The organism is Nakamurella sp. GG22 (assembly GCF_052976845.2).
Genome location: NZ_JBRIIO020000051.1, coordinates 1 through 24,572 on the forward strand (window position 1 = coordinate 1; position 24,572 = coordinate 24,572).

General features: G+C 66.3%; 24 protein-coding genes and 1 pseudogene. 19 read left to right on the plus strand and 6 right to left on the minus strand.

Going from position 1 to position 24,572, the window contains the following annotated elements:
- The first annotated feature begins 87 nt into the window (after window positions 1-87).
- The 6 genes from ACVBEQ_RS26925 to ACVBEQ_RS26950 all read left to right on the plus strand — a co-directional run bounded on the left by ACVBEQ_RS26925 (window position 88) and on the right by ACVBEQ_RS26950 (window position 4,498).
- The gene (locus tag ACVBEQ_RS26925) at window positions 88-282 is read left to right on the plus strand and encodes a hypothetical protein (RefSeq protein ID WP_447156488.1); all 195 of its coding nucleotides are present in this window, start codon (window positions 88-90) and stop codon (window positions 280-282) included.
- Window positions 283-327: 45 nt separating this feature from the next.
- Window positions 328-1,452: a C40 family peptidase gene (locus ACVBEQ_RS26930; protein WP_447156489.1), complete on the plus strand. Its 1,125-nt coding sequence runs from the start codon at window positions 328-330 to the stop codon at window positions 1,450-1,452.
- The gene (locus ACVBEQ_RS26935; RefSeq protein WP_447156490.1) at window positions 1,449-2,060 is read left to right on the plus strand and encodes a hypothetical protein; all 612 of its coding nucleotides are present in this window, start codon (window positions 1,449-1,451) and stop codon (window positions 2,058-2,060) included. The genes ACVBEQ_RS26930 and ACVBEQ_RS26935 overlap by 4 nt, the downstream gene beginning before the upstream one ends.
- A 15-nt stretch (window positions 2,061-2,075) precedes the next feature.
- A complete protein-coding gene (locus ACVBEQ_RS26940) occupies window positions 2,076-2,378 on the plus strand; it encodes a hypothetical protein (RefSeq protein WP_447156491.1) in 303 nt (100 codons plus the stop codon).
- Between the two features lie 127 nt (window positions 2,379-2,505).
- A complete protein-coding gene (gene dnaB, locus ACVBEQ_RS26945) occupies window positions 2,506-3,900 on the plus strand; it encodes a replicative DNA helicase (protein ID WP_447156492.1) in 1,395 nt (464 codons plus the stop codon).
- Between the two features lie 268 nt (window positions 3,901-4,168).
- Window positions 4,169-4,498 carry a P-loop nucleotide/nucleoside kinase family protein gene (locus tag ACVBEQ_RS26950; protein WP_447156493.1) on the plus strand — a complete coding sequence of 110 codons (330 nt, stop codon included), beginning with the start codon at window positions 4,169-4,171 and terminating at the stop codon, window positions 4,496-4,498.
- 331 nt (window positions 4,499-4,829) lie between these two features.
- Here the strand turns inward: ACVBEQ_RS26950 and ACVBEQ_RS26955 are convergent, their stop codons facing one another.
- Window positions 4,830-5,726 carry a LysR family transcriptional regulator gene (locus ACVBEQ_RS26955; protein WP_447156494.1) on the minus strand — a complete coding sequence of 299 codons (897 nt, stop codon included), beginning with the start codon at window positions 5,724-5,726 and terminating at the stop codon, window positions 4,830-4,832.
- Window positions 5,727-5,835: 109 nt separating this feature from the next.
- Between ACVBEQ_RS26955 and ACVBEQ_RS26960 the strand changes: the two genes are divergently transcribed.
- The 7 genes from ACVBEQ_RS26960 (at window position 5,836) to ACVBEQ_RS26990 (ending at window position 11,285) form a co-directional block, all read left to right on the plus strand.
- Window positions 5,836-6,003 (plus strand): hypothetical protein, encoded by a 168-nt coding sequence (locus ACVBEQ_RS26960; protein ID WP_447156495.1) that lies wholly within the window; start codon window positions 5,836-5,838, stop codon window positions 6,001-6,003.
- A gap of 249 nt (window positions 6,004-6,252) precedes the next feature.
- A complete protein-coding gene (locus tag ACVBEQ_RS26965; RefSeq protein WP_447156496.1) occupies window positions 6,253-7,476 on the plus strand; it encodes an MFS transporter in 1,224 nt (407 codons plus the stop codon).
- A 61-nt stretch (window positions 7,477-7,537) separates the two neighbouring features.
- Window positions 7,538-8,230 (plus strand): class II aldolase/adducin family protein, encoded by a 693-nt coding sequence (locus tag ACVBEQ_RS26970; RefSeq protein WP_447156497.1) that lies wholly within the window; start codon window positions 7,538-7,540, stop codon window positions 8,228-8,230.
- Between the two features lie 78 nt (window positions 8,231-8,308).
- Window positions 8,309-9,247 carry a VOC family protein gene (locus ACVBEQ_RS26975; protein ID WP_447156498.1) on the plus strand — a complete coding sequence of 313 codons (939 nt, stop codon included), beginning with the start codon at window positions 8,309-8,311 and terminating at the stop codon, window positions 9,245-9,247.
- A 12-nt stretch (window positions 9,248-9,259) separates the two neighbouring features.
- Window positions 9,260-9,460 (plus strand): tautomerase family protein, encoded by a 201-nt coding sequence (locus ACVBEQ_RS26980; RefSeq protein ID WP_447156499.1) that lies wholly within the window; start codon window positions 9,260-9,262, stop codon window positions 9,458-9,460.
- A gap of 85 nt (window positions 9,461-9,545) precedes the next feature.
- A complete protein-coding gene (locus tag ACVBEQ_RS26985; RefSeq protein WP_447156500.1) occupies window positions 9,546-9,821 on the plus strand; it encodes a helix-turn-helix domain-containing protein in 276 nt (91 codons plus the stop codon).
- 111 nt (window positions 9,822-9,932) lie between these two features.
- Complete coding sequence (locus tag ACVBEQ_RS26990) at window positions 9,933-11,285, plus strand: FAD-dependent oxidoreductase (RefSeq protein WP_447156501.1); 1,353 nt, start codon at window positions 9,933-9,935, stop codon at window positions 11,283-11,285.
- A 150-nt stretch (window positions 11,286-11,435) separates the two neighbouring features.
- Here the strand turns inward: ACVBEQ_RS26990 and ACVBEQ_RS26995 are convergent, their stop codons facing one another.
- Window positions 11,436-12,131: a TetR/AcrR family transcriptional regulator gene (locus tag ACVBEQ_RS26995; protein WP_447156502.1), complete on the minus strand. Its 696-nt coding sequence runs from the start codon at window positions 12,129-12,131 to the stop codon at window positions 11,436-11,438.
- A gap of 145 nt (window positions 12,132-12,276) precedes the next feature.
- On the opposite strand from ACVBEQ_RS26995, the gene ACVBEQ_RS27000 reads away from it, so the two are divergent.
- Entirely contained in the window at window positions 12,277-13,833 is a 1,557-nt protein-coding gene (locus tag ACVBEQ_RS27000; RefSeq protein WP_447156503.1) for a glycoside hydrolase family 3 protein, read from the plus strand.
- Between the two features lie 18 nt (window positions 13,834-13,851).
- Here the strand turns inward: ACVBEQ_RS27000 and ACVBEQ_RS27005 are convergent, their stop codons facing one another.
- Entirely contained in the window at window positions 13,852-15,045 is a 1,194-nt protein-coding gene (locus ACVBEQ_RS27005) for an IS701 family transposase (protein WP_447156504.1), read from the minus strand.
- 186 nt (window positions 15,046-15,231) lie between these two features.
- Between ACVBEQ_RS27005 and ACVBEQ_RS27010 the strand changes: the two genes are divergently transcribed.
- From ACVBEQ_RS27010 to ACVBEQ_RS27025, 4 genes are all read left to right on the plus strand, one after another.
- Window positions 15,232-15,378 carry a hypothetical protein gene (locus ACVBEQ_RS27010; RefSeq protein ID WP_447156505.1) on the plus strand — a complete coding sequence of 49 codons (147 nt, stop codon included), beginning with the start codon at window positions 15,232-15,234 and terminating at the stop codon, window positions 15,376-15,378.
- Between the two features lie 27 nt (window positions 15,379-15,405).
- The gene (locus tag ACVBEQ_RS27015; protein ID WP_447156506.1) at window positions 15,406-15,774 is read left to right on the plus strand and encodes a hypothetical protein; all 369 of its coding nucleotides are present in this window, start codon (window positions 15,406-15,408) and stop codon (window positions 15,772-15,774) included.
- A 13-nt stretch (window positions 15,775-15,787) separates the two neighbouring features.
- On the plus strand, window positions 15,788-17,044 hold the full coding sequence (locus ACVBEQ_RS27020; RefSeq protein ID WP_447156507.1) for an MFS transporter: 1,257 nt from the start codon (window positions 15,788-15,790) through the stop codon (window positions 17,042-17,044).
- A gap of 519 nt (window positions 17,045-17,563) precedes the next feature.
- A complete protein-coding gene (locus tag ACVBEQ_RS27025) occupies window positions 17,564-20,983 on the plus strand; it encodes a beta-glucosidase (protein WP_447156508.1) in 3,420 nt (1,139 codons plus the stop codon).
- Between the two features lie 259 nt (window positions 20,984-21,242).
- On the opposite strand, the gene ACVBEQ_RS27030 is transcribed toward ACVBEQ_RS27025, so the two are convergent.
- Window positions 21,243-21,881 (minus strand): isochorismatase family protein, encoded by a 639-nt coding sequence (locus ACVBEQ_RS27030; RefSeq protein ID WP_447156509.1) that lies wholly within the window; start codon window positions 21,879-21,881, stop codon window positions 21,243-21,245.
- A 132-nt stretch (window positions 21,882-22,013) separates the two neighbouring features.
- Here ACVBEQ_RS27030 and ACVBEQ_RS27035 point away from each other — a divergent pair, with 132 nt between their 5' ends.
- Window positions 22,014-22,991, plus strand: a complete 978-nt coding sequence (locus tag ACVBEQ_RS27035) for a GlxA family transcriptional regulator (protein WP_447156511.1) — start codon at window positions 22,014-22,016, stop codon at window positions 22,989-22,991.
- Window positions 22,992-23,011: 20 nt separating this feature from the next.
- On the opposite strand, the pseudogene ACVBEQ_RS27040 reads toward ACVBEQ_RS27035, so the two are convergent.
- Window positions 23,012-23,515, minus strand: a pseudogene (locus ACVBEQ_RS27040) (DUF4396 domain-containing protein); the annotation flags it as partial.
- Between the two features lie 128 nt (window positions 23,516-23,643).
- A partial coding sequence (locus tag ACVBEQ_RS27045; RefSeq protein ID WP_447156510.1) for an MFS transporter occupies window positions 23,644-24,572 on the minus strand: 929 nt, incomplete at its 5' end.

The window sequence follows — 24,572 nt, forward strand, 5'->3', positions numbered from 1 at the left end:
TAAGCTATTAGGCGCCCGGTTCATCGAGCACAAATCGATCACCGGCAAACCCACCCCCGCACCATCACCAACCGGAAGGACCCCGACATGAGCTGGCTGGACCGCATCCGCACCGACCGCACCGAAGACGACGACGACCGGCGCCACCTCGAGCGGGCCCGGCAAGAGGACGACCGGATCCGTGAATCCGAACGCCGACGGGACCGGGAGATCTACGAGGACCAACGCCGACGCGACCGGGACGCCGCGATCGGCCGTGACGTCGAGCGCTACTACTGGTGAAGCTGGCAATGCCAGCAATACCAGCACCGATCCGGGACCGTTGAGGTGAAGCAGCTGCTCGCCGCCGGGCTGGGCGCCGTCCTGGTCCCGGTGCTGGCGCTGTCGGTGCTGGTCGCGGTCCTGTTCGGCAGCGACGACGACGCCGCCGCCGCGGCCGCCGTCCCCGGGGGGCAGACCGGTGTGGTCTGCGCACCCGCCCCAGCGGCGGGTTCTTCGGAGGAGCGGGAGGTCGCCGGGTTCTCCGGGAACCAGCTCGACGTCGCCGCGGCGATCGTCGCGCAGGGCAAAGCCCTGGGCGTCCCGGAGCGGGGGTGGGTGGTCGCGGTGGCCACCGCCATGCAGGAATCGACGCTGCGCACCCTGAACTACGGCGACACCATGCCCAACGGGCGGATGTCGTCCTCCCGCGGCCCGTTCCAGCAACTCGACGCCTGGGGGCCCCTGCAAGACCGGCTCGACCCGGCCAAGTCCGCCGCCATGTTCTACACCGGCGGCAAGGCCGGGCAACCCGGGCTGCTCGACATCCCCGGCTGGCAGCAACTGCCGATCACCGTTGCCGCGCAACGAGTGCAACTGTCCAACACCCCCGACGCCTTCGCCAAGTGGGAACAACCCGCGAACCAGGTCGTCGGCGCAGTGCAGGGCCGCACCTGCACCACCACTGGCGGGACCACGGCCGGTGCCGGTGCGGCGGGGGGTTCCTCGGTGAGCCTGCCTGGCAACCCCCGGGCGCAGACGGTGATCAACCGGGCTCTGGCGCAGCTCGGGGTGACCTACGCGTGGGGTGGCGGTGACGCGGCCGGCCCGACGCTGGGGATCCGGGACGGGTGGATCGCCGACGCGCACGGTGACTACGCCAAGGTCGGGTTCGACTGCTCCGGGCTGGCCCTGTACGCCTACGCCGGCATCGGCGTCAGCGTCCCGCACCAGACCCAGGCCATCTGGGCCGCGTTCGGGCACCTGACCGACCGGGCCGCCCTGCAACCCGGCGACCTGCTGCTCTACTCGGGCGACGGCACCGCGGGCGGCATCCACCATGTCGGCATCTACCTCGGCGGCGACCGGATGGTCGAGGCACCCCAGTCCGGTGACGTCGTCAAGATCAGCGACGGCATCTGGGGCGGCAACCGCGGCAGCGAGTTCATCGGCGCCGTCCGGCCCGGCGCATGAACAGTCGCACCCCGCCCGGGTGGGTAATGGCCGCGGCGCTGACCGCCGTCCTGCTCGCGGGAACAGCCGCGTGTGCCGCCCCCGCCGACCCACCGACCACCTCGGCGCCGACCGTCCGGCTGGCAATCACCCCGACCGGAACCGCCCCGGCATCACCCATCTCGGCGTCGGCCCCTGAGTCGGCCGCGGTGGCGGCCGCGGAGCCCGACGACGCCGACGAGGTGGTCGAGAAGCTGGCCGTGGACTGGCTTGTCGCGTACCGGACGGCCAGCTACGCCCTGCCGGCCGACGCCTGGATCAACCGCACCGCCCCCTACGTCACACCGCAGCTGACCCAGCAGAACAACCAGCTGCGCGACGGCGGCCGCGGACCCGGCATCGCCTGGCAGGACTTCACGCAGCGCCGCTGCACAGCCAGGGTGCTCGACCCGGCCGCCGTCATTCCACCCGAAGCACCCCACACCCCGGACAACGTCCGCGTGCAGGCCGCCGGCACCCTGCGCACCACGTGCGCCACCGGGACCGACCCACCGGATGAGGCCCTCGCCGTCACCCTCACCGCCGTCCGCACCACCGCCGGCTGGCGCATCGCCAGCCGCGACTACTGAAAGGGGCACCCACCCATGACCGCACCCCGGCCACCGCACAGTCCCGACCGCGCCCCCGTGATCACCGCGCGGCCGCCTGTGCCGCCACGGCCACCGGCGGTAGGGCCGCCGCCGATGCTGCCGGTCGCCGAGCGGCTCATTCGCGCCCTGGAACAGCTCGCCATCCTCAGCGACGACGTCGCCCGGGTCACCAACGAGTACCAGGCCAGCCTGGCCCGCGAACACTCTGAAACTGCCCGCCGCACGGCCGACACCCGCCGCACCCGGGACGACGAACGCGAGCGCACCGCACCCGACGGCCGCGGCGTTGACCGGTGACAACCCCCGGCGCGGCCGGGTCACCTGTCCGGCGCGCCTTGCCCGCACGGGGCCACGCGGCCACGAAAATCAGGCCACGAGGGTCACAAGGCGTCCCCGGCGCAGCCATGGAAAGGGCGGTGCGTGAATGGCCCTGATCGACGAACGATGGTCTTCACCTGCACGTGTGCCCGCACCGGCGCCGGCCGCGTTCGACCGGCAACCACCGCAGGACCTCGCCGCCGAGCAGTCCGTGCTGGGCGGGATGTTGCTGTCCAAGGACGCCATCGCCGACGTCATCGAATCCCTGAGCACCGCGGACTTCTACAAACCCGCGCACGCCCTGGTCTTCGACGCCGTCCTGGACCTGTACTCCAGAGGTGAACCGGCGGACACCATCACCGTCGCCGCCGAACTCGAAAGAAACGGAACCCTCGGCCGAGTCGGCGGTGGGGTGTACCTGCACACCCTGATGGCCACCGTGCCCACCGCTGCAAACGCCGCCTACTACGCGCAGATCGTCGCCGAGAAGGCCATCCTGCGCAGGCTTGTCGAGGCCGCCACCCGCATCGTGCAACTCGGGTACGGCGGCAGCGAGGGCAGCGTCGGCGGTGGTGAGGTCGACGAGATCGTGGACCGCGCCCAGGCGGAGATTTACGACGTCACCGAGCGCCGTACCTCCGAGGACTATGTGGTCCTCGAGGAGTTGCTGCAGCCGACGATGGACGAGATCGACGCCATCGCCCAGCAGGGTGGCCGGTCCGCCGGGGTACCGACGGGTTTCGCCGACCTGGACAACCTCACCAACGGGCTGCATCCCGGGCAGATGATCATCGTCGCCGCCCGCCCCGGCATCGGGAAATCCACCCTCGCGCTCGACATGGCGCGGCATGCGGCAGTGAAGCACCGGCAGGCGTCGGTGATCTTCTCGCTCGAGATGAGCAAGACCGAGATCACCATGCGGCTGCTGTCCGCGGAGGCCGGTATCCGGCTCTCGCACATGCGGGCCGGCACGATGGGCGAGCAGGACTGGCAGAAGATCGTCCGGCGGATGACCGAGATCTCCGACGCCCCACTGTTCATCGACGACTCACCGAACATGACGATGATGGAGATCCGGGCCAAAGCCCGCCGGCTCAAGCAGCGCCACGACCTGAAGCTGATCGTCGTGGACTACCTGCAGCTGATGACGTCCGGCAAGCGGGTCGAGTCCCGGCAGCAGGAGGTCAGCGAGTTCTCCCGGCAGATGAAGCTGCTGGCCAAGGAACTCGAGGTGCCCGTGATCGCGCTCAGCCAGCTCAACCGTGGTCCCGAACAGCGCACCGACAAGCGGCCGATGCTGTCGGATCTGCGTGAGTCCGGGTCACTGGAGCAGGACGCCGACATGGTGATCCTGGTGCACCGGCCGGACGCGTGGGAGGCCGACGACCCGCGGGCCGGCGAGGCCGACCTGATCGTCGCCAAGCACCGCAACGGACCCACCGCCACCATTGCCGTCGCCCACCAGTTGCACCTGTCACGGTTCGCCGACCTCGCGCAATAGACGCTCGCGTTTGTTCCCCTGCGACTAGGGCGTGTGGATCAAGTCCGATCTGATCCAGACAGCGATGAGCGCAGCATTGGGAGTCTCAACGTCAGTGGTGGACTGTAGCCTCGGCTCGGTGGCAGTGAACACGACACGACCACCCTGCGTCGTGATGATGTGCGGGCCAGGTGGTGCCGGCAAGACCACCTACGCCAACGGTCTAGAGCGCCAGGGCTAGACACGTTTGTCGTTCGAGGTGGAGTTCTGGGATCGCGGAATTACGACGATGCCCTCCGCCGAAGTGGTCGCTGAGGTGGCTGCAGATCTGAAGGTGCGCTTGCTACGCCATGTCGCAGCAGGGAACGATGTCGTGCTCGACTTCGGGTTCTGGTTCCGGCGACAACGCGATGAGTACCGGGCACTGCTCGCACCGCAGGGCATCGTGCCGGAGACTGTTTACATCGCGGCGAGTCTTGAGACCATCCTGAGCCGGGTCGGTGACCGACACGGCAGGTGGGCGGACGGTTGGCCGCTCACCGAACAGACGGCGACGGAGTCCTTCAAGCGGTTCGAGCCGCCGACGCCTGAGGAGGGTCCGCTCGAGGTGGTCCGCTAGGCGAGTCTCACTTTCTGCTTCCTGTCGTGGCGGTGGATGCTGGTCGGATCACTCTGGCGACGTCGTCGACGGCGAGCCAGAGGTAGCGCAGGCTGTTGTGGTCACCGGGCTCGGTCTCGAATCCGATCAGGACGCTGGTGGTTGTCCAGCGGCAGGCTCGAGCGGGCTTAACTGGACTAACTGATCACGGCAGCCGATCTCGTCGGTCCAAGGTGGATCGGATGCCAGCTACCGCTGGCGGGACGCCGATCCTTGATCGTGGCGGACCCTTCTTCAATCATCGGGCTTCTATCGACGGCACGCGGTCATGCCGATGACCCAGGGGAGCGGTTTATTGGTTCGCAGGTTTGTTTGCCGCTGTGCTCGCGGTGCTGCACATGGTTTCCATGGCTTGGGTGACGACGGTTCGGGTGCGCTCCTGCCGGGCTGCCCAAGTGCGTAGGTGAACGGTGGGGTCGATCATCTTGCGCCACGGCCAGTCGGTAAGGGTTCGGGTGGCGCTGGGTTCACTCAGTAGGACGGCGTCGGCGTCGGTGGCGTCGGCGCAGAGCAGGGCGTTCTCGCTGAAGCGGGCGAACCGCCAGTGCGGGGTGATGCCCCGTTCGTTGACGATGGTGATCATGCGGTCGTGCTCGCCGGGGACCTGTTCGCGGGCGTGGACGAGAACCCGAAGGTCATCAAGATCGGCCAGCGAGCATGCGGTTTGGTCGGCGAGCTGGTGCCCGGGTCGGATGGCGAGCCCGAAGGGCTGCTCGAAAAGCAGCTGATGATGCATGGTGCCGGGCGGTTGCTGGTGGACGATGGCGATGTCGATGCGTCCTTCGCCGAGCATCCTGAGTTGCTCGGCGCTGCTGGCGTCGGTGAAACTCACGGCGGCTTGCGGGACGTCCCTTCGGATGTCGCGTAGCGCGTGGTGAAGCCATGGCTGCGGTGCCGGGGGCAGGCCGATCTCGACCCGTTCCAGGGCCGGCACCGCGGATCTGGCGACTTCCCGGGTGGCGTCGGCGAGCCGCAGAACCTGCAACGCGTGGGAGTGCAGGGCTGAACCGGCCGCGGTGGGCCGCACACCGGAGCTGACCCGTTCGAACAGCGGGGTGCCGATCTCGCGTTCCAGGGCGTGGATCTGCCTGGTCAACGCGGGCTGGGAAATCAGTAGCCGTTCTGCGGCGCGACCGATGGTGCCTTCGGCGTACACGACGGTGAAGTACCGCAGATGCCGCAGTTCCATACCTTCAGGGTATGCCCGGGGCAGGTAAACGGCATTGGACGGTGGTTGCCGTGACACGGTCCACTTATCCGGTCGATCACAGCGGATCGCGGACCCGAGGAGACCAAAGATGGCTGAGCACTTCACTGTTGGGGTGTTTGGTGGCGATGCTACCGGGGATGTTGCGGCCCTGGAGGTGAAGGCGGGTGCGGCACTGTCGACCGTCGCGCACCACCAGGGCGTCATGCATGGACTGACCATCGGCGCCGGCCTGCTTCGCCAGGGCGCAACCGTCTAACAGCACGCCATTGGCGGGACCGCGCAACACCGGGCCGCTGCCCCCATCATCACCTGGTATTCCTCGCCGCGGATCTGGCGGCGGTGAGCTGGGCTCGATCCGAAGCCCACCTTGCACTCCCTTCCTCACTCTGTCGTGCCCTGGTCTCGGCACGGTTTTGGCGACCGCGTGACCCCGGGCGCCGCCGCTGTCCTGTCAACTTCCCCTGCAAACCCCTGGAGTCTCTCAATGTCGAGTACAACAACACGAGTGGGTGTCTCACCGTATCGATGGCTGATCCTGGGCCTTTCCTGGGCGGCGTTCACGATGACATCGGTCGACCGCTCCACGTGGGGCCCGGCGTCGGCGTCTGTTGGTAAATCGCTCGCCGTGCCGATCGCCGCGCTGGGCACCTTCGCCACCGCCTACTACATCGGGTACGTGCTGTCGAACCTCGGTGGTGGTTTTCTCGTGGACTGGCTCGGCGGCCGCCGCATCATGAGTGTGTCCGGGATCGGCGCGGGCCTGGCCATGATCGCGTTCGGGTCGACCACCTCGGTCGCTGTGGGCCTTGCCATCCAAGCATTGGTCGGCCTGCTCGCGGGTGTCGACTTCGCGGCCGGCCTGAAGTTGTTGGCCACCTGGTTTCCCGCCGAGAAGCGGGGTTTCGCGGTGGGTATTTTCGTGACCGCCACCTCGCTGGGAACCGTCATCGCCAACGCGATCGTGCCCAGTCTTATCATCAACAGTGGGTGGCCAACGGCGTACCACTTCTTCGGCATCGTCACCATCGTGATCGGCGTGGCCTGCGCGATCTTCATCCGCAACGGCAACGTCACCAAGGATCAGCAGAAGGCTGCCCGGCAACTGCCCGATGTGCGTCCGCTGCTGCGCAACCGGGACCTGCTGCTGCTGGGCCTGGCGGGGTTCGGTGGCCTCTGGGGCACCTACGGGTTCGTCACCTGGTCCAACACCTTGATGACCAAGGGCAGCGGGATCAGCCCGGTCGACGCCGGCATCGTCCTGGTCCTGTTCGCCGGTATCGCCGTCGGTATCAAACCGATCGTCGGTTGGATCGTCGACAAGCTCGGCATCGGCCTGCGCATCCCGATCGTGGTCATCCTGGGGTTCTTTGGTGCCATGCTGATCGTGTTCGGCAACCTGAACAGCTACACGCAGTTCCTCTGGCTCGCACCGCTGGCCGGGATCGGCGCATACGCCTACACCCCGCTGACCACCGCGATGATCCCGCTGCTCGCCGGTCCGAAGACGGCAGGGTCCGCCGCCGGCGCGGTCAACGCCTTCTGGCAGCTCGGATCGGTCACCGTCCCGACCGTCATCGGCCTGGTCTACGCCGCCAACGGGTCCTTCGCCCTGGCCTTCGCGACCTTGGCCGCCGGCCCGATCGTCGGCGCGGTGATCGCGTTCTTCATCCGGGAACCTCGCAAGCATCACGAGCACCTGGAAACCGCCGTCGCTGCCGAAGCCGCCTGACGCGTTCACAGCACCACAGAACGCTGCCACCGGGAACTCGTTGTTGAAAGGCGTGAGCGACATGACCAACCTATTGACCCGTGTCGAAGGTGTTGAAGAACTGATCGAGGCCGGTCGGGTACTGGCCGGAGCCGGTCTGGTGACCGCGTTCGGGCACGTGTCCAGCCGGGTGGGTGAGCAGGAGTTGCTCATCACGCCCCCGAGCCCGCTGGGGCGGCTGGGCAACCAGCAAACCTGGGCCCGGCTGTCGGTCACCGGCACGGAACTCCCCACGGGATGCCCCAAGGAAGCGTGGATCCACCTGGCGATCGCCGACCGGCGACCGGATGTGGGCGCGATCTGCCGGGCACAGCCGGAGGTGGCCACCGCGCTGGCGTCCACCGATGTCCCCGTCCTTGCGTTGCACGGGCAGGGCGCGTTCGTCGGGTCACCGGTCGCGGTGTTCGACGACGCCTGCCTGATCCGGGACCGGCTCCGGGCCCAGCAGTTGGCCGAGGAATTGGGTTCGCGGTCCGCGATCGTGTTGCGTGGCAACGGTGCGGTCACCGTCGGGAAGGACGTCGGCGAGGCGGTGGCCCGCATGTGGGTCCTGGAGGCCTCAGCGCGGATGAACAGCGTCGCGGCCGCGGCCGGCACACCGGTGCCGTTGTCCGCCACCGAACAGGCCGCATGGTTGGCAACCGAAGCCGAGTTGCTGCAACGCATCTGGCGGGACCTGCGGGAGTCCGCCAACACCCAGCCGTCCGCGGCATGACCGGGCCGGTGGCTGCACAACCCCTGGAACTCCCGCACTTCTGAACCAGTAACAGACCACCGTCTGAAGGAGAGATCAGTGATTGAACTCATCGACATCGCCTACGTCCGCAGCGGCGCCCAGGACATCGACACGTGCGTCGGGTTCGCCCGGGACATCGTCGGCATGAAATACCAGGGCAGTGACCAGGGGGTGCACTACCTGCGTGCCGATCACCGCCACCACTGCCTGGCCTTCGTCGAAGGCGAGAGCGGTGTGCTGTCCAGTGGTCTGGTCCTGCGCGACGCGAAGGCCCTGCAGGACGCAGCTGCGCACCTTGAATCCATCGGCATCCCGGTCCACAAGGGCACCGTGGAAGAAGCCCGCAGCAGGCGGGTCACCGACTTCATCTCCTTCGACGACCCCTGGGGCAACAAGTTCGACCTCGTCATCGGGCAGGTTCAGGACCCCTCGTTCCTGGAACTGACCCGACCGTCGAGCGGGATCACCGAGTTCGGGCACATCTGCGTCGACGCCGCCGACATCTACGCGGCCGCGAAGTTTTGGAACGACAACTTCAACGTCAAGGTCTCCGATTGGGTCCAGGGCGCCGCTGCCCTGATGCGGTTCAACCCGGTCCACCACACCCTGGCCGTATTCCAGGGCGACGAACCGGGTCTGTGTCACATCAACTTCCAGGTCGACACCATCGACGCGATCTTCCGGAACTGGAACTTCATCAAGGAACACAACGTCGAAATCGAACAAGGACCCGGCCGGCACCCCCAGTCGACGGCGATCTTCCTGTACTTCAAGGGACCCGAAGGTCTGACCTACGAGTATTCCTACGGTGTGCGGCTCATCGAGGACGAAGACGCGTGGGTGCCGCGAACCTTCGACCCGACCATGTTCGGGGCGATCGACATGTGGGGCGGCAGCTCCCAGAAGCCTTCCACCCAAAGGCAGATCCTCACCACCGACAACGACGCCGAATCGGTACGAGACCTGTCCGCCCATACCGACAACGCACGGGTCTAGGAGGAAGTCGTCATGCCGATCATTCACATCGAGATCGCCCAAGGGCGGACTCCCACCGAGCTCGCCGCCCTCGCGGGCAGTGTCAGCCGCGCCGCCGCAGGTGCCCTGTCAGTCCCGGAAACAGGGATCCGGGTCCTGGTCACTGAGCTCGACCCCACGCTCTGGTTCTCCGGCGGCCAATCACTGGCCGCCAAGAAACGGTCGGCGGTCTGACCCGCCGCATGACCCCAGCAGTGCCGGTCCCGCACATCGGGCTCGACACCAGAACCATCTGAGGGCGTGAAGAGGAGAGAGACCAATGGCTTTTCAACGCAAGGAAGACACCCCCGATTCGGTTGTCGGCCGGTTCCTGCTGATCATCAATGTGTTCGAGTCCGCCCAGGCCGCGTTGACCCTGTCGGAAATCAGTCGCCGCACCGAGCTGCCCACTACCACGACTCTTCGGCTGCTCACTCAACTGACCCACGGCGGTGTGCTGGTCCGCGGCGACGACCGGCGGTTCTGGATCGGCCCCCAGCTGGTTCAGCTGGTGGACCGGCTCAGCCCACCACCGCGCCTCGCCGCCACCTCCTGACGAGGCCGAAGCCTGGGCGAGCCAGCAGTACTGCAGCAACGACCGCGCAATAACACCGGCCGCGGGATCCCGCGCCCCGACCCAACAACTCCTCGAAAGCGAGATATTGACATGACCCAGCGCGAGATTCCCGAACCCGCCCGATCCACCCTGGTCATCGGCGAGTACGACGTGGTGGTGTTGGGCGGCGGACCGGCCGGCATCGCCGCCGCGGTGTCCGCGGCCCGCGCCGGCCGCTCAACGGTCCTGGTGGAACTGCACGGGTTCCTCGGCGGTATGGGCACCGCGGCCGGGGTGACCAATTTCTGCGGTCTGCACGCCAATGTGCACGGCGAGATCCGGCAGGTCGTGCACGGCGTGGCAGACGACCTGCTGGAGCGGATCGACCGGCTGGGCGGCCTGAACGACCCGCACTCCATCTTCGGCGGCAAGATCTACGCCCAGGCCTACGACACCGCCGCCTACAAAATGGCTGCCGACGACCTGGTCGTCAGTAGCGGCGCCCAGTTGCTGTTCCATGCGCAAGCAGCCGGGGTCGTCATGGGAGGCGACAACACCATCGACGCCGTCCTGGTCGAAACCAAATCCGGCCGCGGCGCGATCACCGGCCAAGTTTTCATCGACTGCTCAGGCGACGGCGACCTCGCCATGTGGGCCGGCGCCCCCTACGAGAAGGGCGACGCCCATGGCGGTCTGCTGTACCCGTCGACGATGTTCCGGCTCAACGGTGTCGACCCCCAACGCGCCGGTGAGGTCATGCTGCAGATCCCCGACATGATGGAGGAAGAGGACGTTCTCGCAGAGTTCACCTTCGCCCGGAAGGGCGCGATCGTCCGGCCCCAGAAGCACCCCACCGAATGGCGCGCCAACGTCACCCAGCTGCAGAACCCCGACGGGTCCGCCGTCGACGGCACCAACGTGCACCAGATGACCTACGGCGAGATCGAGGGCCGCCGCCAAGTCGCCGAATACGTCCGCTTCCTAAAAACCAGAGTCCCCGGGTTCGAAAAGTCCTACATCGTCGACACCGCACCCCAACTCGGGATCCGCGAAACCCGCCGATTCATCGGCGAACACGTCCTGTCCGGCGACGACGTCCTCAACTGTGTCGACTTCGACGACACCATCGGCGTCAACGGCTGGCCGCTGGAAATGCACGTCGCCGGCGACGTCCGATGGATCTGGCCCGACATCCCCACCGCGCGGGGCTTCAACCAGCTCCCTTACCGGATGATCGTGCCCCAGAACGTGAACAACCTGCTCACCGCCGGCCGCTGTGCCTCAATGACCCACGAAGGGCACTCCGCCGCCCGCGTCACCGGTGCCTGCTTCGTCATGGGACAAGCAGCCGGAACCGCCGCCGACCTTGCCCTCAAGTCCGACGTCCGCTGCCGCGACATCGACATCACCGACCTGCAGCAACGACTCGAAGCCGAAGGCGCATACCTGGGTACCACATGGTGAACTCTGCAGCGTTGATCAGCTACGAGATCGCCGACCTAGGGTCTCATTCGCGTGAACAAGTGGGCACTGTTCAACAACCTGGGGATACCGGACGGGGAGCGGACCTGCCTGGGACCGCGCACCCGCGCTGTCCGTCCTCACCGACGTTCATCACTCAGGTGCTGCAGCGGCCAGGGCCGGTCTGGTCTGCTGCGAGCTGGAGGGCAATTGCTCCAGCGCTTGAGAACCCCTGTCGTTCAGCATTCCGAGGATGATGGTCTTCATGTGGGTGTGCATGCCGAGTTCAGGGTCCAGCGCCCACTGGGTCTGTAATCCGTCCATGGCTGCCGTGAGGTGGATCGCTCCCTCCATCGGCTCGACGCCGGGTCGCAGGTAGCCCTCGTCAGCAGCAGCCTGCAGCACTCGGGCGGTTCCCGTCCGAATTGACCGGTAGCGCTCCCGGAAGTACTCATGGGCGGGGTGCGTCGGGTCAGCGGCCTCTGTTGAAAGGCGAATGAACAGGTTGATGATTCCGGGGGTGCGTTCGTTGGTGCGGGCCAGATCGATCATCCCCTGCAGGATTCCGACTCCGCCGGCGACGCCGGTGTACTGGCTGAAGAACTGACGGTCACGGGCATCTCGTTCCTCGAGGACGGCCTGTAAAAGCGACTCTTTCGACCCGAAGTGACGGAGCAGACCGGCGCGGGATATGCCGACCGCCGCGGCGATGTCGCGGATGGTCGCCCCGTTGAAACCGCTGACTGCGAAGTGTTCGGCGGCCGTTTGCACGATGACCCGTCGCCGCGCCCGACCGGTGGCGTAGCCGTTGGAGCGGGGACTGGTGGAGGGGCCGGAATCGGAACTCACGTGTTTCAGGCTACTTCACCCCTTCCCTCAAATGTTACATGTGTGTAGCATTTGGGGGTGCCCCAATGCGGGGTCCATGACGAGGGTGTCTGAGACCCGCAGGTATTTCCCTCGTCTCACCGGCAGGCTTCGAGAGGACTCCCCGATGAGCGAAGGTGTGCGCTTTCCCTACCAGGACTCCAGTCTTGGGGTTGACCAGCGGGTCGACGACCTTGCGAGTCGGATGGCACTGGAGGACAAGGCGGGACTGATGTTCCAGCCTTTGGCGGGCGTCGGAGATTTCGACGTTCCTGGGCCGTTGGGCTATCCGTCCACCCGGACGCTGTTTGAGCGTCGTATCAACCACTTCAACACCTTGCAGGCTCTTGGCGTCCGCGAGATGGCGGAGTGGGCCAATGCGGTGCAGAAAGAGGTCCGGCGACAACCGTTGGGTATTCCGGTCACCATCTCCAGCGATCCTCGGCATGGCTTCGGAAATAATCCGGGCACCGGGCTGGCGGCCGGGCCGTTCTCCCAGTGGCCAGAGCCGCTGGGCTTTGGTGCGCTCGACGATCCGGATCTCACCCAGCGTTTCGCGGAGACTGTGCGCCGGGAGTACCGGGCCGTCGGTATCGCCCTTGCACTGCATCCACAGATTGATCTGGCCACCGACCCACGATGGTCACGATCTGGCGGTACCTACGGCGAGAGCGTGGACATCACTCGCCGACTGGCCGTCGCCTATGTCCGCGGCCTTCAGGGCCAGGAGTTGGGACCTGATTCGGTGGCCGCGATGGGCAAGCATTTCCCTGGGGGCGGTCCGCAACTCAATGGAGAAGATCCCCACTTTGAGTACGGGCAGGAGCAGGTTTACCCGGGTGGCCTGTGGGACATGCACCTGCAACCGTTCAAAGACGTGCTGGCGGCGGGTATCTCACAAATCATGCCGTACTACGGCGTTCCAATCGAAACCGAGTACGAAAAGGTTGGGTTCAGCTTCAATCGGCAGATCGTGACCGAGCTCCTGCGGGAGGAACTGGGCTTCGACGGAATCGTGTGCAGCGATTGGGGCATCCTGAGCGCGACACCCTGGGGTGTTCAGCACCTCACGTTCGAACAGCGCATGGCCAGAGCCATCGACGCCGGTATCGATCAGCTCGGCGGCGAGGCCCGGCCCGAGATCCTGGTCAGGCTCGTCCGGCAGGGGCAGATCAGCGCCGATCGGATCGACATCTCGGCACGCCGCCTGCTGAGGGAGAAGTTCCGGCTCGGCCTGTTCGACGACCCGTTCGTCGACGTCGCCAGGGCCGAGCGGATCGTCGGTGCGCCGGAGGTCCGGGCGCAGGGCCTGGCCGCCCAGTGCGCCGCCAGCACTCTGCTCCTGAACGGCCATGACAGCGCGAGATTGCCCCTGCAGAGGGGTAACTCCGTTTATGTGGAGGGTATGGACCCGACGGCACTGGCCGGGTGGACGAACGTCGTGAGCACTCCCGGCGAGGCCGACGTCGCCGTCCTCCGCCTCTCTGCGCCCTTTGAACAACGTGGCCATCCCGGTGATTTGGAGTCGTTCTTCCATGCGGGATCGCTCGACTTCCCCGAGGACGACATCGCCCATGTCGCCTCCATTAACACTACAACCGCAGTTCGTTGTCGGCGGTGCGTTTGTGCTGGTGGGAGCGTGCTCGGGCCTGGCTGGTTCGTCGCCAGGTCGACCAGTGTGTGACGTGATTTGCGATTGTGATCAGTGGCCAGAGGATCCGGTTGAGTAGTCGTCGGATTTCGTTGCAGGTGAGGGCGATGAGGTTATCGGTCTGATTGAGGACCCCCTTTTTTCTTCGGCTGTCTTGATGATCGTGAGGAATGCGAGGGCGATCATGGAGAGTGTCATGTGTTTATACCAGGCGGTGTAACCGCGGACCTGGTAGTGGTCGAGGCCGGCTTCGTTCTTGGCGGTTTGAGAGCACTCTTCGACTGTCCAGCGACTGGCGGCAACGTGGACGAGTCTTTCTAGGGTTGTTGGTTTGCTTGAGTAGCAGAAGTAGTACGCGAGGTCGGTGGTGTCGTCGATGCTCCTTCTTGCGACGATATACCGGTGGCTTTGGCCATCTGAGTTGTCGGGTAGTTGGATTGTCGACCAATCAGAGATTCGTGGACCTTTTGTACCGTCACCAGCGCTCATTCTTTGCCATTGCGTCTCGGGTCCGGCGATGACCGTCTCAGCAGTGCTGGAACCGGTGTGCGTGGTGACCTTTTCGGTGCGACGAACCGCCATGACGTAGCTGATCTTTTCGCGTTCGAGGTAGGCGCGGAGCGGCTCGGCCTGGCCGTAGACTTCGTCCGCGGTGACCCAGCTGAACGGCGTGCTGGCGGCCCTGGCGCGTTCGATCATCCGTTGTGCCAGTTCGTATTTGGTGGAGAACTCCGCGTGCTCGGGGATGCCTGCAGCGGCGCATCGGTCGGGGTCGTTGGTCCAGACGGCGGGTAGGTACAGTTCGCGGTCGATGAGTGCGTGACCGGCAGGTGAGGTGTAGGCCAGAAATACTCCGATCTGGCAGTTCTCGGTCTTTCCTGCCGTCCCGGTGTACATTCTGGCGACGCCGGCCGATTTCTTGCCCTTCTTCAGGAATCCAGTTTCGTCAACGACGAGTATTGCGTTCTCTTGATCGCCGATCGCATCGATGATCACGGTTCGCAGGTCATCGCGCGCGCCATCTTCGTCCCATTGGCTCGCGTTGAGGAGGCGCTGCATTCCATCCGGGGTCTTGTCACCGGCTCCTTCGGCTATGGTCCATCCATTCTTTCGCTCCAGCTCTGATAGAAGGCCGCGGACATAGGAGGCGGCGCGGCGCCTGGGTTCGATCCTGGGGAATCGACTGGAAAAGGCCCCCATGTAGGCGTCGAATCCCGGACCCCAGTGGGAGAAGTCGATGTCCATTCCATGATTATCGAATGTGGCGGGTCATTGATGGGTGATATCCGAGCGTGTCGTCTACATTGATTTCACGCCATCCGCGACATTTCAAACTGCGCGCGAGAATTTCCTCTTCCCCTCGAACAGTGCCGGCAACTTGGCGCCCGGCCATCAGATTGGGTCACGATGTGCGGTTGTGGTGTTAATGCCGTGGTGCCGACCGTCATCGACATTTACCTCGATCGGGCAGCGGTTCTCACGCCCCTTCTACCGGCGGCCAGTTCGATGATCGCGAACTTCGGTGCCAGCGACGAGGCCTTCGCGCGGGTGCTCTTCGGTGCCGCCGAGCCGCGCTGACGGCTCCCGTTCGAGCTTCCGTCATCGATGGCAGCCGTGCAGGCCAGCCGTCCCGACGTCCCGTCGGATACCGCCAACCCCGCCTTCCCGTTCGGATTCGGTCTGCGCTACGACCAGTGGACGCCAGCGCCGCTGCCCACAGAGGCGGAGAAGAACACCACCAGCATGATCCGGCCATCCGGCGGCCGATACCGATTGCACCGAACCACGATCGGCCTACTCCTGAAGGACCCGCAGGCCAAAAGGATCCTGACCGCCGCACTGCCGCAACTGTTCTCACACCCGATGGTCAACGTCTCTCACGGCATGGACATCTACTCGGCCATCACCATGGTCGCTCCCGAAATGACACCCGACGTACGAGCCGAGCTGATCTCCCGTCTCACCGCCCTCTGACAAGGATCACAAAATGACACACATCGCTGCCCAATCGGCCGTCGCCACCCGCCGGGTTGGTCCAGCCTTCATTGGCCTCTACGCCGCCGCCTACATGGGTCTGTGGCTTGCCCTGCTGGCACCGATCCTGCTGACCCTGCCACTGAAGATCACCAGCCTGGTCGGAGCCGAAGACGCTCCCATCGCCCTCAGCCTCGTGGCCGGTGTCGGCGCCCTGTTGGCCATGTTCGGTAACCCGTTCTTCGGCAAACTCAGCGACCGCACCATCTCCACGTTCGGCATGCGCCGCCCCTGGATGCTCATCGGGCTGATCGGTGGCGCGGCCGGGCTGTTGATCACCGCCGTCGCCCCGAACATCCCGATCGTGGCCCTGGGCTGGGCCATCGCCCAACTGTCGTTCAACGCGCTGCTCGCCGCCGAGGTCGCCGTCATCGCCGACCAGGTCGTGGAGGAGCAGCGGGGCACCGTGTCCGGCATCCTGGGCATCTGCCTGCCCATTGCCATGGTTGTGGGTGCCTTCGTGGTCCAGTTGGTCGCACCGCTCGGCCAGGTCGCAATGTTCCTCTTCCCGGTCGTGGTGGCCGCGGTCCCCATCTTGGCATTCATGTTCATTCTGAAGGATCGCAAGCTGTCGGCCGCCGACCGGCCGGCGTGGTCTCTCCGCGAGTTCCTGTCGGCCTTCTACGTCAACCCGCGGAAAGCGCCCGACTTCAGTTGGGCCTGGCTCAGCCGGTTCTTGTTCGTGCTCGGCCAGTCGTTTCTGCTGACCTACCAGGCGTTCTACCTGTTGAACAAGATCGGCGTCACCGAGGCCGAATTGCCGACATCCATTTTCGTCGCGACACTCGTGTCGTCCACCACCTGGGTCATCTTCAGCATCGCCGGCGGCTGGCTGTCCGATCGGACGAAACGCCGGAAGATCTTCGCGGTCGTCTCCGCGGCCGTCTACGGCATAGCGCTGTTCACCGTGGCGATCTCCACCGAGATGACGCTGTTCCTGGTCGCGATGGCAATCGCCGGTATCGGTATCGGCATCTACTTCGCCATCGATCTCGCACTCGTGGTTGATGTTCTGCCAAACTCGCAGAACGCGGCCAAAGACCTCGGCGTGTTCAACATCGCCAGCGCGTTGCCGCAATCGATCGCCCCCGCGATTGCCCCGGCAATCCTGGCCATCGGAGGCGGGAACTACTCCGCGCTGTTCATCACCGCCGGCGCCTGCTCCGTCCTCGGCGCGCTCGCGATCATGAAGGTCAAGCGGGTTCGCTGAGCGATCATGCATGGCCGGGCTGTGGGGCCCATCGCGTGTCGGGACAGATTGCGGCCTACTGCCGGTGCTGGCTGGAGATGCGTTGCGGCGGTGTTGGTGTTCGTCCCGGAGTAGGGGCGGTCCGGTGGGCGGCGGGGACCGTGTCACCTGGTAACGGGAACAATGGTGATCCGGGTGCGGGACCCAGGGGTGTGGCCGATCCGGCCCCGGCTCATTCGTTGGCACGAAATCATCGCAACCACGCACGCTTGCCAATGGTGCTGAACTTCGACGGACCGCAGACTCGAAACGGCGCTCGCCAGCATGCGTCACCGCATTTCTCGGAGCACGTACACATGACCACCGCGTCGTCGTCCTAGGCGATGTCCGGCGGGTGCACTTTGATGGTCCGCTCGATACCAGTGCGTGCGAGAGCTCGGTGCTGCTGCCGGATCGCTTCGGAGCCCCAAGCGAGTATTGAACTCACGCGCTTTCATCGACATGCATTGAGTCAACGAGGACCCGCAGATGGAGAGCCCCATGAGCACACTTGCAGCGCCGTACCGTGGCAGGCGCACGGCCGTTCTCGCGGTGGCCGCACTGACCGCCGGTTTGTTCGCGTTTCCCGCGCTGACCGCGAACGCCGCCGATCCTGACCCGAACCCGAGCACCCTGGAGACGCAGAACGCGGAGCTGTCCCGCCGCGCGGGCACCGAAAGCATGGTCCTGCTGGAGAACAGCGACGAGACGTTGCCGCTGGTCGGGTCCGCTGCGACCCCCAACGTGGCCGTGTTCGGCGTGGGTTCGTATGCGACGTCCAAGCACGGCACCGGAGCCGCCGACGTCTACAACCGGAACACGGTGAACCTGCGCAGCGGCTTTGAGAACGCCGGGTACAACGTGACCACCGACTCGAGGTACTGGGACGCAGTCAGGGCCGCGTTCGATGCCCGGTTCACGTTGACCACCAGGAACATCGACTACGCCTCGGTCGAGCAGGCGCTGACCGCCGAGACCGTCCAACCGTCGGCCGCTACCGACACCGCCGTCTACATCGTCACCCGCGGCTGGACCGGTGGCATCGACAAGAGCCAAGGACCGGGCGGCTTCGAGCTGAGCGAGACCGAGCGGCAGAACCTCCGGCTCGTCGCGAGCACCTACGAGCACGTCGTCGTGGTGCTGAACACCGGCAGCGTCTTCGGGACGTCGTTTTGCGATGCCATCAACGGGTCCGTCACGGACCCGGCCGGCGGGCAGGCGCTGGACGCTATCCTGCTGGCCGGGCTGCCGGGCCAGCAGGTCGGCAACGCAATCGTCGACGTCCTCAACGGCACGGTGAACCCCTCGGGCAAGCTCACCGACACCTGGGCGTCGACGTACGACCACTACCCGGCCGCGCCGACCTTCAGTGACCATGACGGCATCACCGACAACGAGGAGTACTCCGAGGGAATCTACGTCGGGTACCGCTACTTCGACTCCTTCTACCGTGCGCTGGCCGCGGACCCGGGGAGTGTCGTGCCCTATCCGTTCGGGCACGGTCTGTCCTATACCCGGTTCACGACCGAGGTGGTCGACTTCAGCGCGGACGAGCAGGCCGTACAGGTCAAGGTGCGGGTGACGAACGTCGGTGACACGGCCGGCAAAGAGGTTGCTCAGATCTACTTCTCGGCCCCGCAGACCGGTCTGGACAAGCCCTATCAAGAGCTCGGGGGTTATGCCAAGACCGACCTGCTCGCCCCTGGCGAGTCGCAGGTCCTGACCATCTCGTTCGAGACAACAGAGATGTCGTCCTACGACGAGGCGACCTCGTCCTGGGTTCTGGACCGCGGCACCTACGTCATCCGCGCCGGCGATTCCTCCCGCAACACCCATGTGGCGGGCACGGCGAAACTGAACCGGAAGGTGGTCACCGAGGTCAACTCACCGCAATTGCGCGCCATGCAACCCGCGACCTTGCTGGAGAGCGACCCGGCGAACTTCTACAGCTACCCGGCGGAAGACAAGGAGATCAGAAAGGCCCGTCGAGTCACCCTGTCTGGCAAGGCTTTCGAGACTGTCCAGGCTGTCTCGCCCTTTGATCAGAACGTCGCTGTCGACCCCGCCTCGCCCTACCACGCCGTCGACGGAGACAAGATCTCCACGGTCCCGGCATACCTGCCGCAAGGGCAGACCGACTGGGAGGGCACCGGGGGACCGTACGTCACCAAGACCGGCGAGATGCTCACCGAAGTGTCGACAGACGTCGACGCGACGTTGTACGACGTCGCCGCCGGAAGGCTGTCGATGGAGCAGTTCGTCGCGGGGCTGAGCGTCACCCAACTGGCCAACATCGTCGAGGCATCCCCGGGGGGCGGCTCTCTGCAGCACGCCGTCGGCGCCGCCGGGTACACCACCGCCCGGTACGAATCCCTCGGGATCCCCTCCATGTCGCTGGTCGACGGCGGCAGTGGCCTGCGGATCACTCCGGTGATTCCCACCGATCCGCCCGCCTACCAGTACGCCACCTCCTGGCCCGCGACCATCACCCTCGCCCAGTCGTGGGACCTGGACCTGGCGCACGAGGTAGCGAACGGGATCGGACAGGAAATGGTCCACTTCGGCGCGACCCTGTGGCTCGCACCCGGGCTGAATATCCATCGCGACCCACTCGGCGGCCGGAACTGGATGTACCCCTCGGAGGATCCACTGGTCAGTGGCATGAACGGTGTCGCGTTCACCCGCGGCATCCAGGAGTTTCCCGGTTTGGGCGTCACCATCAAGCACTTTGCGGGCAACAACCAGGAGACCGGCCGCGACGGCTCGAACTCGATCGGTCACGAGCGCGGCCTGCGCGAGCTCGAGCTCAAGAGCTTCGAGCTGGTCGTCAAGCAGGCCCAGCCCATGGCCGTGATGACCGGGTACAACCGCATCGAGGGCCAGTTCGCCGCCGAGAACTACGACCTCAACACCGATGTGCTGCGTGGTGAGTGGGGCTTCGAGGGCATGGTCATGTCGGACTGGGGCGGCAGCCACGACGCCCTGGCCACCCTCTACTCCGGCAACGACCTCATCAGCCCCGGAAACCGGCCGCAGGACGTCATCGACCGGCTCATCACCGTCGAACCGACGATCGACCTCTCGGGCCTGCCGGCCTACAACAAGGCCGTGCGCCCGACCGGTGACCCCACCTACACCTGGGCGTTCGGCGGTCTGCGACCCTCGGCGACCGGAACACAGGTCGTCAGCACGACTGTCGACGACTCGACCGATATCACCCGGACGCCCCTGTCGGTGACCACGGTCATCGACGCCATGGGGAACCAGGTCGTCACCCCGGACCCCGCGATCGTCTCCGTGGACGACGCCTACCAGCGGGTGCAGGCACTCATGGCGTCGACGGCACTGACCACCGAGCAAAAGGCGGGCATCACCGTCCATGACGTGGTCCACGCCGTCCCCGACGACCCGACCAGCCCCGTCACGGCCTACACCGTCGACGTCCGGGGCGACTACAACACCGTGTTCGACATGCGGCTGGGAGACGTCCAGCGCAGCGCGATCAACATTCTCGACACCGTCATGCAGTCAAGGTCGTTCGAGCAGTTGGCGTCGCTGCAGGGAGTCACCGGCGTGCAGGTCTCGCCCTACAGTGAGCAGTTCACCGACCTGCGCCAGTACCTCACGGTCGTCAAGGGTGAGGTCGGCACGGCGCCGACCACGGTGGCCGACGTCGCTTCGCTGCTCCAGAAGCTGCGCGACCAGGGCGAGGTACGCGGGCCCGTCGCCCGTCTGCTCACCGTCCACATCGAAGCTGCCCAGCGACATCTCGACCACCACCGCACGGACGCAGCCGTACGATCGCTCGAGCGGTTCATCGCCTGCCTCGACCATCCGGGACGGAACAGCGTCGTCACCGACTCCGCCCGGGCGCAGCTGGAGACGGCGGCCAGGGAAGTCATCAGCAACCTGCGGGGCTGAACCTCAACATCGGATCGGGATGCGAATCGTAGTGCTGCGATACACCGCCTGTCCGGAGATCACGTGGGTTGTGAGGGCGTCGACCGCGGGGATCGCGGTCGACGCCGACGTTGAGGTGAAGGGACGCCCGTCCCAAGGGCCTGAGGCCGACCCGCGGCGCGGGGTGGGTGGTGTCCAGGGTCGGTGCGCAATCTGGGCACCGGGGCCGGTTAACGACCGGCGATGCCTCCGTTGTCCGGACAGTTCGCACGGGTGGAGATCATGCTTGTCCAGCGTGCTGCGCTCCTGTGACCGCGGACGTGCCGAGGTCGGACTTGGGCAGTGACCACCCGGAGGCCGCGAAGTCGGACCAGGTCGCGGTGTCGGCGACGGCGGCGAAATTCGAGTTGAGCAGGGCCATCAGCGTGGTGTGAACCGTCTTGGCGTCGGCGAAGCCGGCTTCGTTCGCAATGTGGATCGCGCCGGTGGCGTCGGCGAGGACTTCGGCGGTCAGCCCGTGAGTTTCGGCCTCGGCGGCGGAGGCCAGCACGCAGTTGTTGGTCATGTAGCCGACGAGGGTGATGGTGTCGATTCCACGTTCCTGTAGCCACGGGAGCAGGTCGGTGCCGGCGAACACGGTGCCGTACTCCTTGATAATCGACTTCCATTCGTCGGTGCGGCGGCCCGCAATGTCCGGGTGCAGCTGGAAGCCCGGTTGGGTGGGGTTGAACACGGGTGCGTCCTCGCCCGATGTGTGCTGAACCGCGACGACGGGTAGGCCCGCGGAGGTGGCTGCGTCGATCGCCCGCCCGATCTGCGGCAGCGAGTCGGCATGCGGTGGGTATTGGATCTCCAGCGGGCCGCCGAAGTACTCCTGCTGCACGTCGATGACGATGAGGGCGCGGCGTGGGGCGGTCATGCCTGGTGAACTCCTTGATGTAGTGGGGGTCGTTTCAGTCGGCGACAGGTCAAGTGTGCGGGCTCGGGACCCCGTGAACCATTGGCACATGTGCGTCGTTACGATGAAATCGTGCCAACGTCCGCTGAGGCTTTGAACATCGCGGTCTACGCCTTCGACGGCGTCACGATGTTTCACCTCTCCGTGCCGCAGCTGGTCTTCGATGAGGTCAAGAGGCAAGGGTTGGGCGACTGGACAACGGTCCTGTTCTCCGACCGGGCCGGGTCGATCCGCACCGCTGAGGGTTACCTGATCGGCGAGGTGCGCGGCCTCACGGCGGCCGAGGAGGCCGACGTCGTGGTCGTCCCGTCCTGGTTCGAGGACGGTCGCGACGCCGGCCCGGTCCTGCAGCGCACGCTGATCAGAGCCCACGGCCGCGGCGCCACGATCGCCGGGCTGTGCCTCGGGGCCGTCGCCGTGGCCGATACCGGCCTGCTGTCACGGCGTACCGCGGTGACGCACTGGCAGGCCGCCGACATGCTCGCCGCACGCCACCGCGACATCAACGTCGACGCCTCGATGCTGTACATCGACCACGGCGACGTGCTGACCTCCGCGGGCACCGCCTCGGCGATCGACGCCTGCCTGCACCTGGTGCGTGGCAGGCTCGGCGCCGCGGCAGCGAACCGGGTCGCCCGCAGCCTTGTGGTGGCTCCGCACCGGGAAGGCGGGCAGGCCCAGTACGTCGAGCGGCCGCTTCCTGCGCAGTCGGTGAACGATCCGATCGCCGTGGTGCTGGAGTGGGCGCTGCGGCACCTGGCAGAACCGCTGCCGGTGGAACGGCTGGCTCAGGTCGCGCACATGAGTCGGCGTACCTTCATCCGGGCGTTCCACGCTTTTACCGGGGTCACCCCAGCGGTGTGGGTGAGGCGTCAGCGCCTCGACGAGGCCCGCCAGCTGCTGGAATCCACGGACCTGCCGATCGACCAAGTCGCTGCCAACTGTGGCTTCGGCAGCACGGTGACCATGCGGCAGCGTTTCGCCGCGGCGTTCGACACCTCACCGGCGGAGTACCGCCGCAGGTTCGACGCCCGTACCGGGGCCAGCGGGGCCGGTCGCGTTGTTCGGTAGCGCCCCCCGAACAGGGGCGGTCAGTGCGCGTGGTGGTACTGGTGCACGACGGCGTGGCCCTTGCCGCGCGAGATCAGCCAACGGTTGACCGGAGTGGTCAGCACGAACGCCACTGCCAGGGCGAACGCGAGCGATGCCCAGAACAGCCAGCTGCTCAGGCCGGCTTCCATGGCGCCGGGCATCGCCAGCATCACGGCGTTGTCGACGATTTCCATCACCGCGATGGACACGGTGTCCGCGGCGAGGGCGACCTTCAGGGCGGCGCGGACGTTGAGTCCGGCGCGCAACACGCCGCGCATCGTGAGCGCGTAACCGAACACGAACGCCAGCACGACGGCCAGGACCACCGTGGGCCAAGCGGACCAGCCGAGCGCGGTGCCGATGACCATGCCCAGCACCTCGCCGATCGCGCAACCGGTCAGGCAGTGCAGGGTGGCCTGCGCCGCGACGCGCCATGACGTCCGCCCGGACGTCGCTTTGGCGGTGTCGTGGTGGGGTTCACGGCCGGTGTGGTGCTGACCGTCGGCGCTGTCGGCGTGCTACCCAGCGGTGTGCGATTCGGTGGTGTGCTGCTCGGAATGCATGACAGGCTCCTTGGTTTCGGTGGCGCAGCCTGTCCGGCCGCCTACCCGGTCGTGGTCATCGGCTGTGTTCACCCGGCGTGGGTGTCGGCTGCGTCCGGGGAATTCTGCTGGTCGCGCGTGGTGACGGTGAGGGCCGCAATCACGGCCGCGGCGACCAGCAAAACGGCGGCGGCGAGGTAGGCGCTGGTGTAGCCGTGGCTCAGCGCCTGCTGCGCACGCGCGACGACGTCGCCGTTACCGTCAGCGGACCCGGCGTGCAGCGCCGTGGCGGCGTCGGGCAGCCGGGTGGCGGCGGCCGTGGCGGAGACGGTCGTCAGGACGGCCAGGCCGATGGCCGCGCCGATCTGCTGAGCTGTGTTCATCAAGGCGGAAGCCACGCCGGTCTCCCGCGGGTCGACATCGTGCACGACGGTGAGGGTCATCGGTACGAACGCCAGGCCCAGGCCGGCGGAGGTGATGAACAGCGGCACCATCAGGTCGGACCAGTAACCGGCGTCCGCCTCCAACCCGGACAGCCAGAACATTCCGGCGGCGGCGATCAGCAGGCCGGGCACGGCGATCACCCGCGGCGGCAACTTCTCCACGAGCTTGGAAGCCACCCCGGAGGCCAGGATGATGCCGACACCGAACGGCAGCGCGGCGGCCCCGGCCCGCAGCGGGCCGAACTGCAGGACCTCCTGCATGAACAGGGTTGCCAGGTAGAAGGTGCCCATGAGTCCGGCGCCGATGAACAGCACGGTGAGGTAGGCGCCGGAGCGGTTGCGGTCGGCCAGCAGCCGCAGCGGCAGCAGCGGGTTGCGGCTGCGCGCCTGCAGCACCACGAACAGGACCAGGGCGGCGACGGCGACAGCGAAGGCGGTCAGCGTGATCGGGTCGGTCCAACCGTTTTCACCGGCGCGGGTGAAGCCGAAGACCAGGGCGGTGAAACCGGCGGTGCCGGTGACCGCACCGACGACCGCTTCAGAGACCAGGGCGCGGGCAGGTGGGCGTTTGGGCC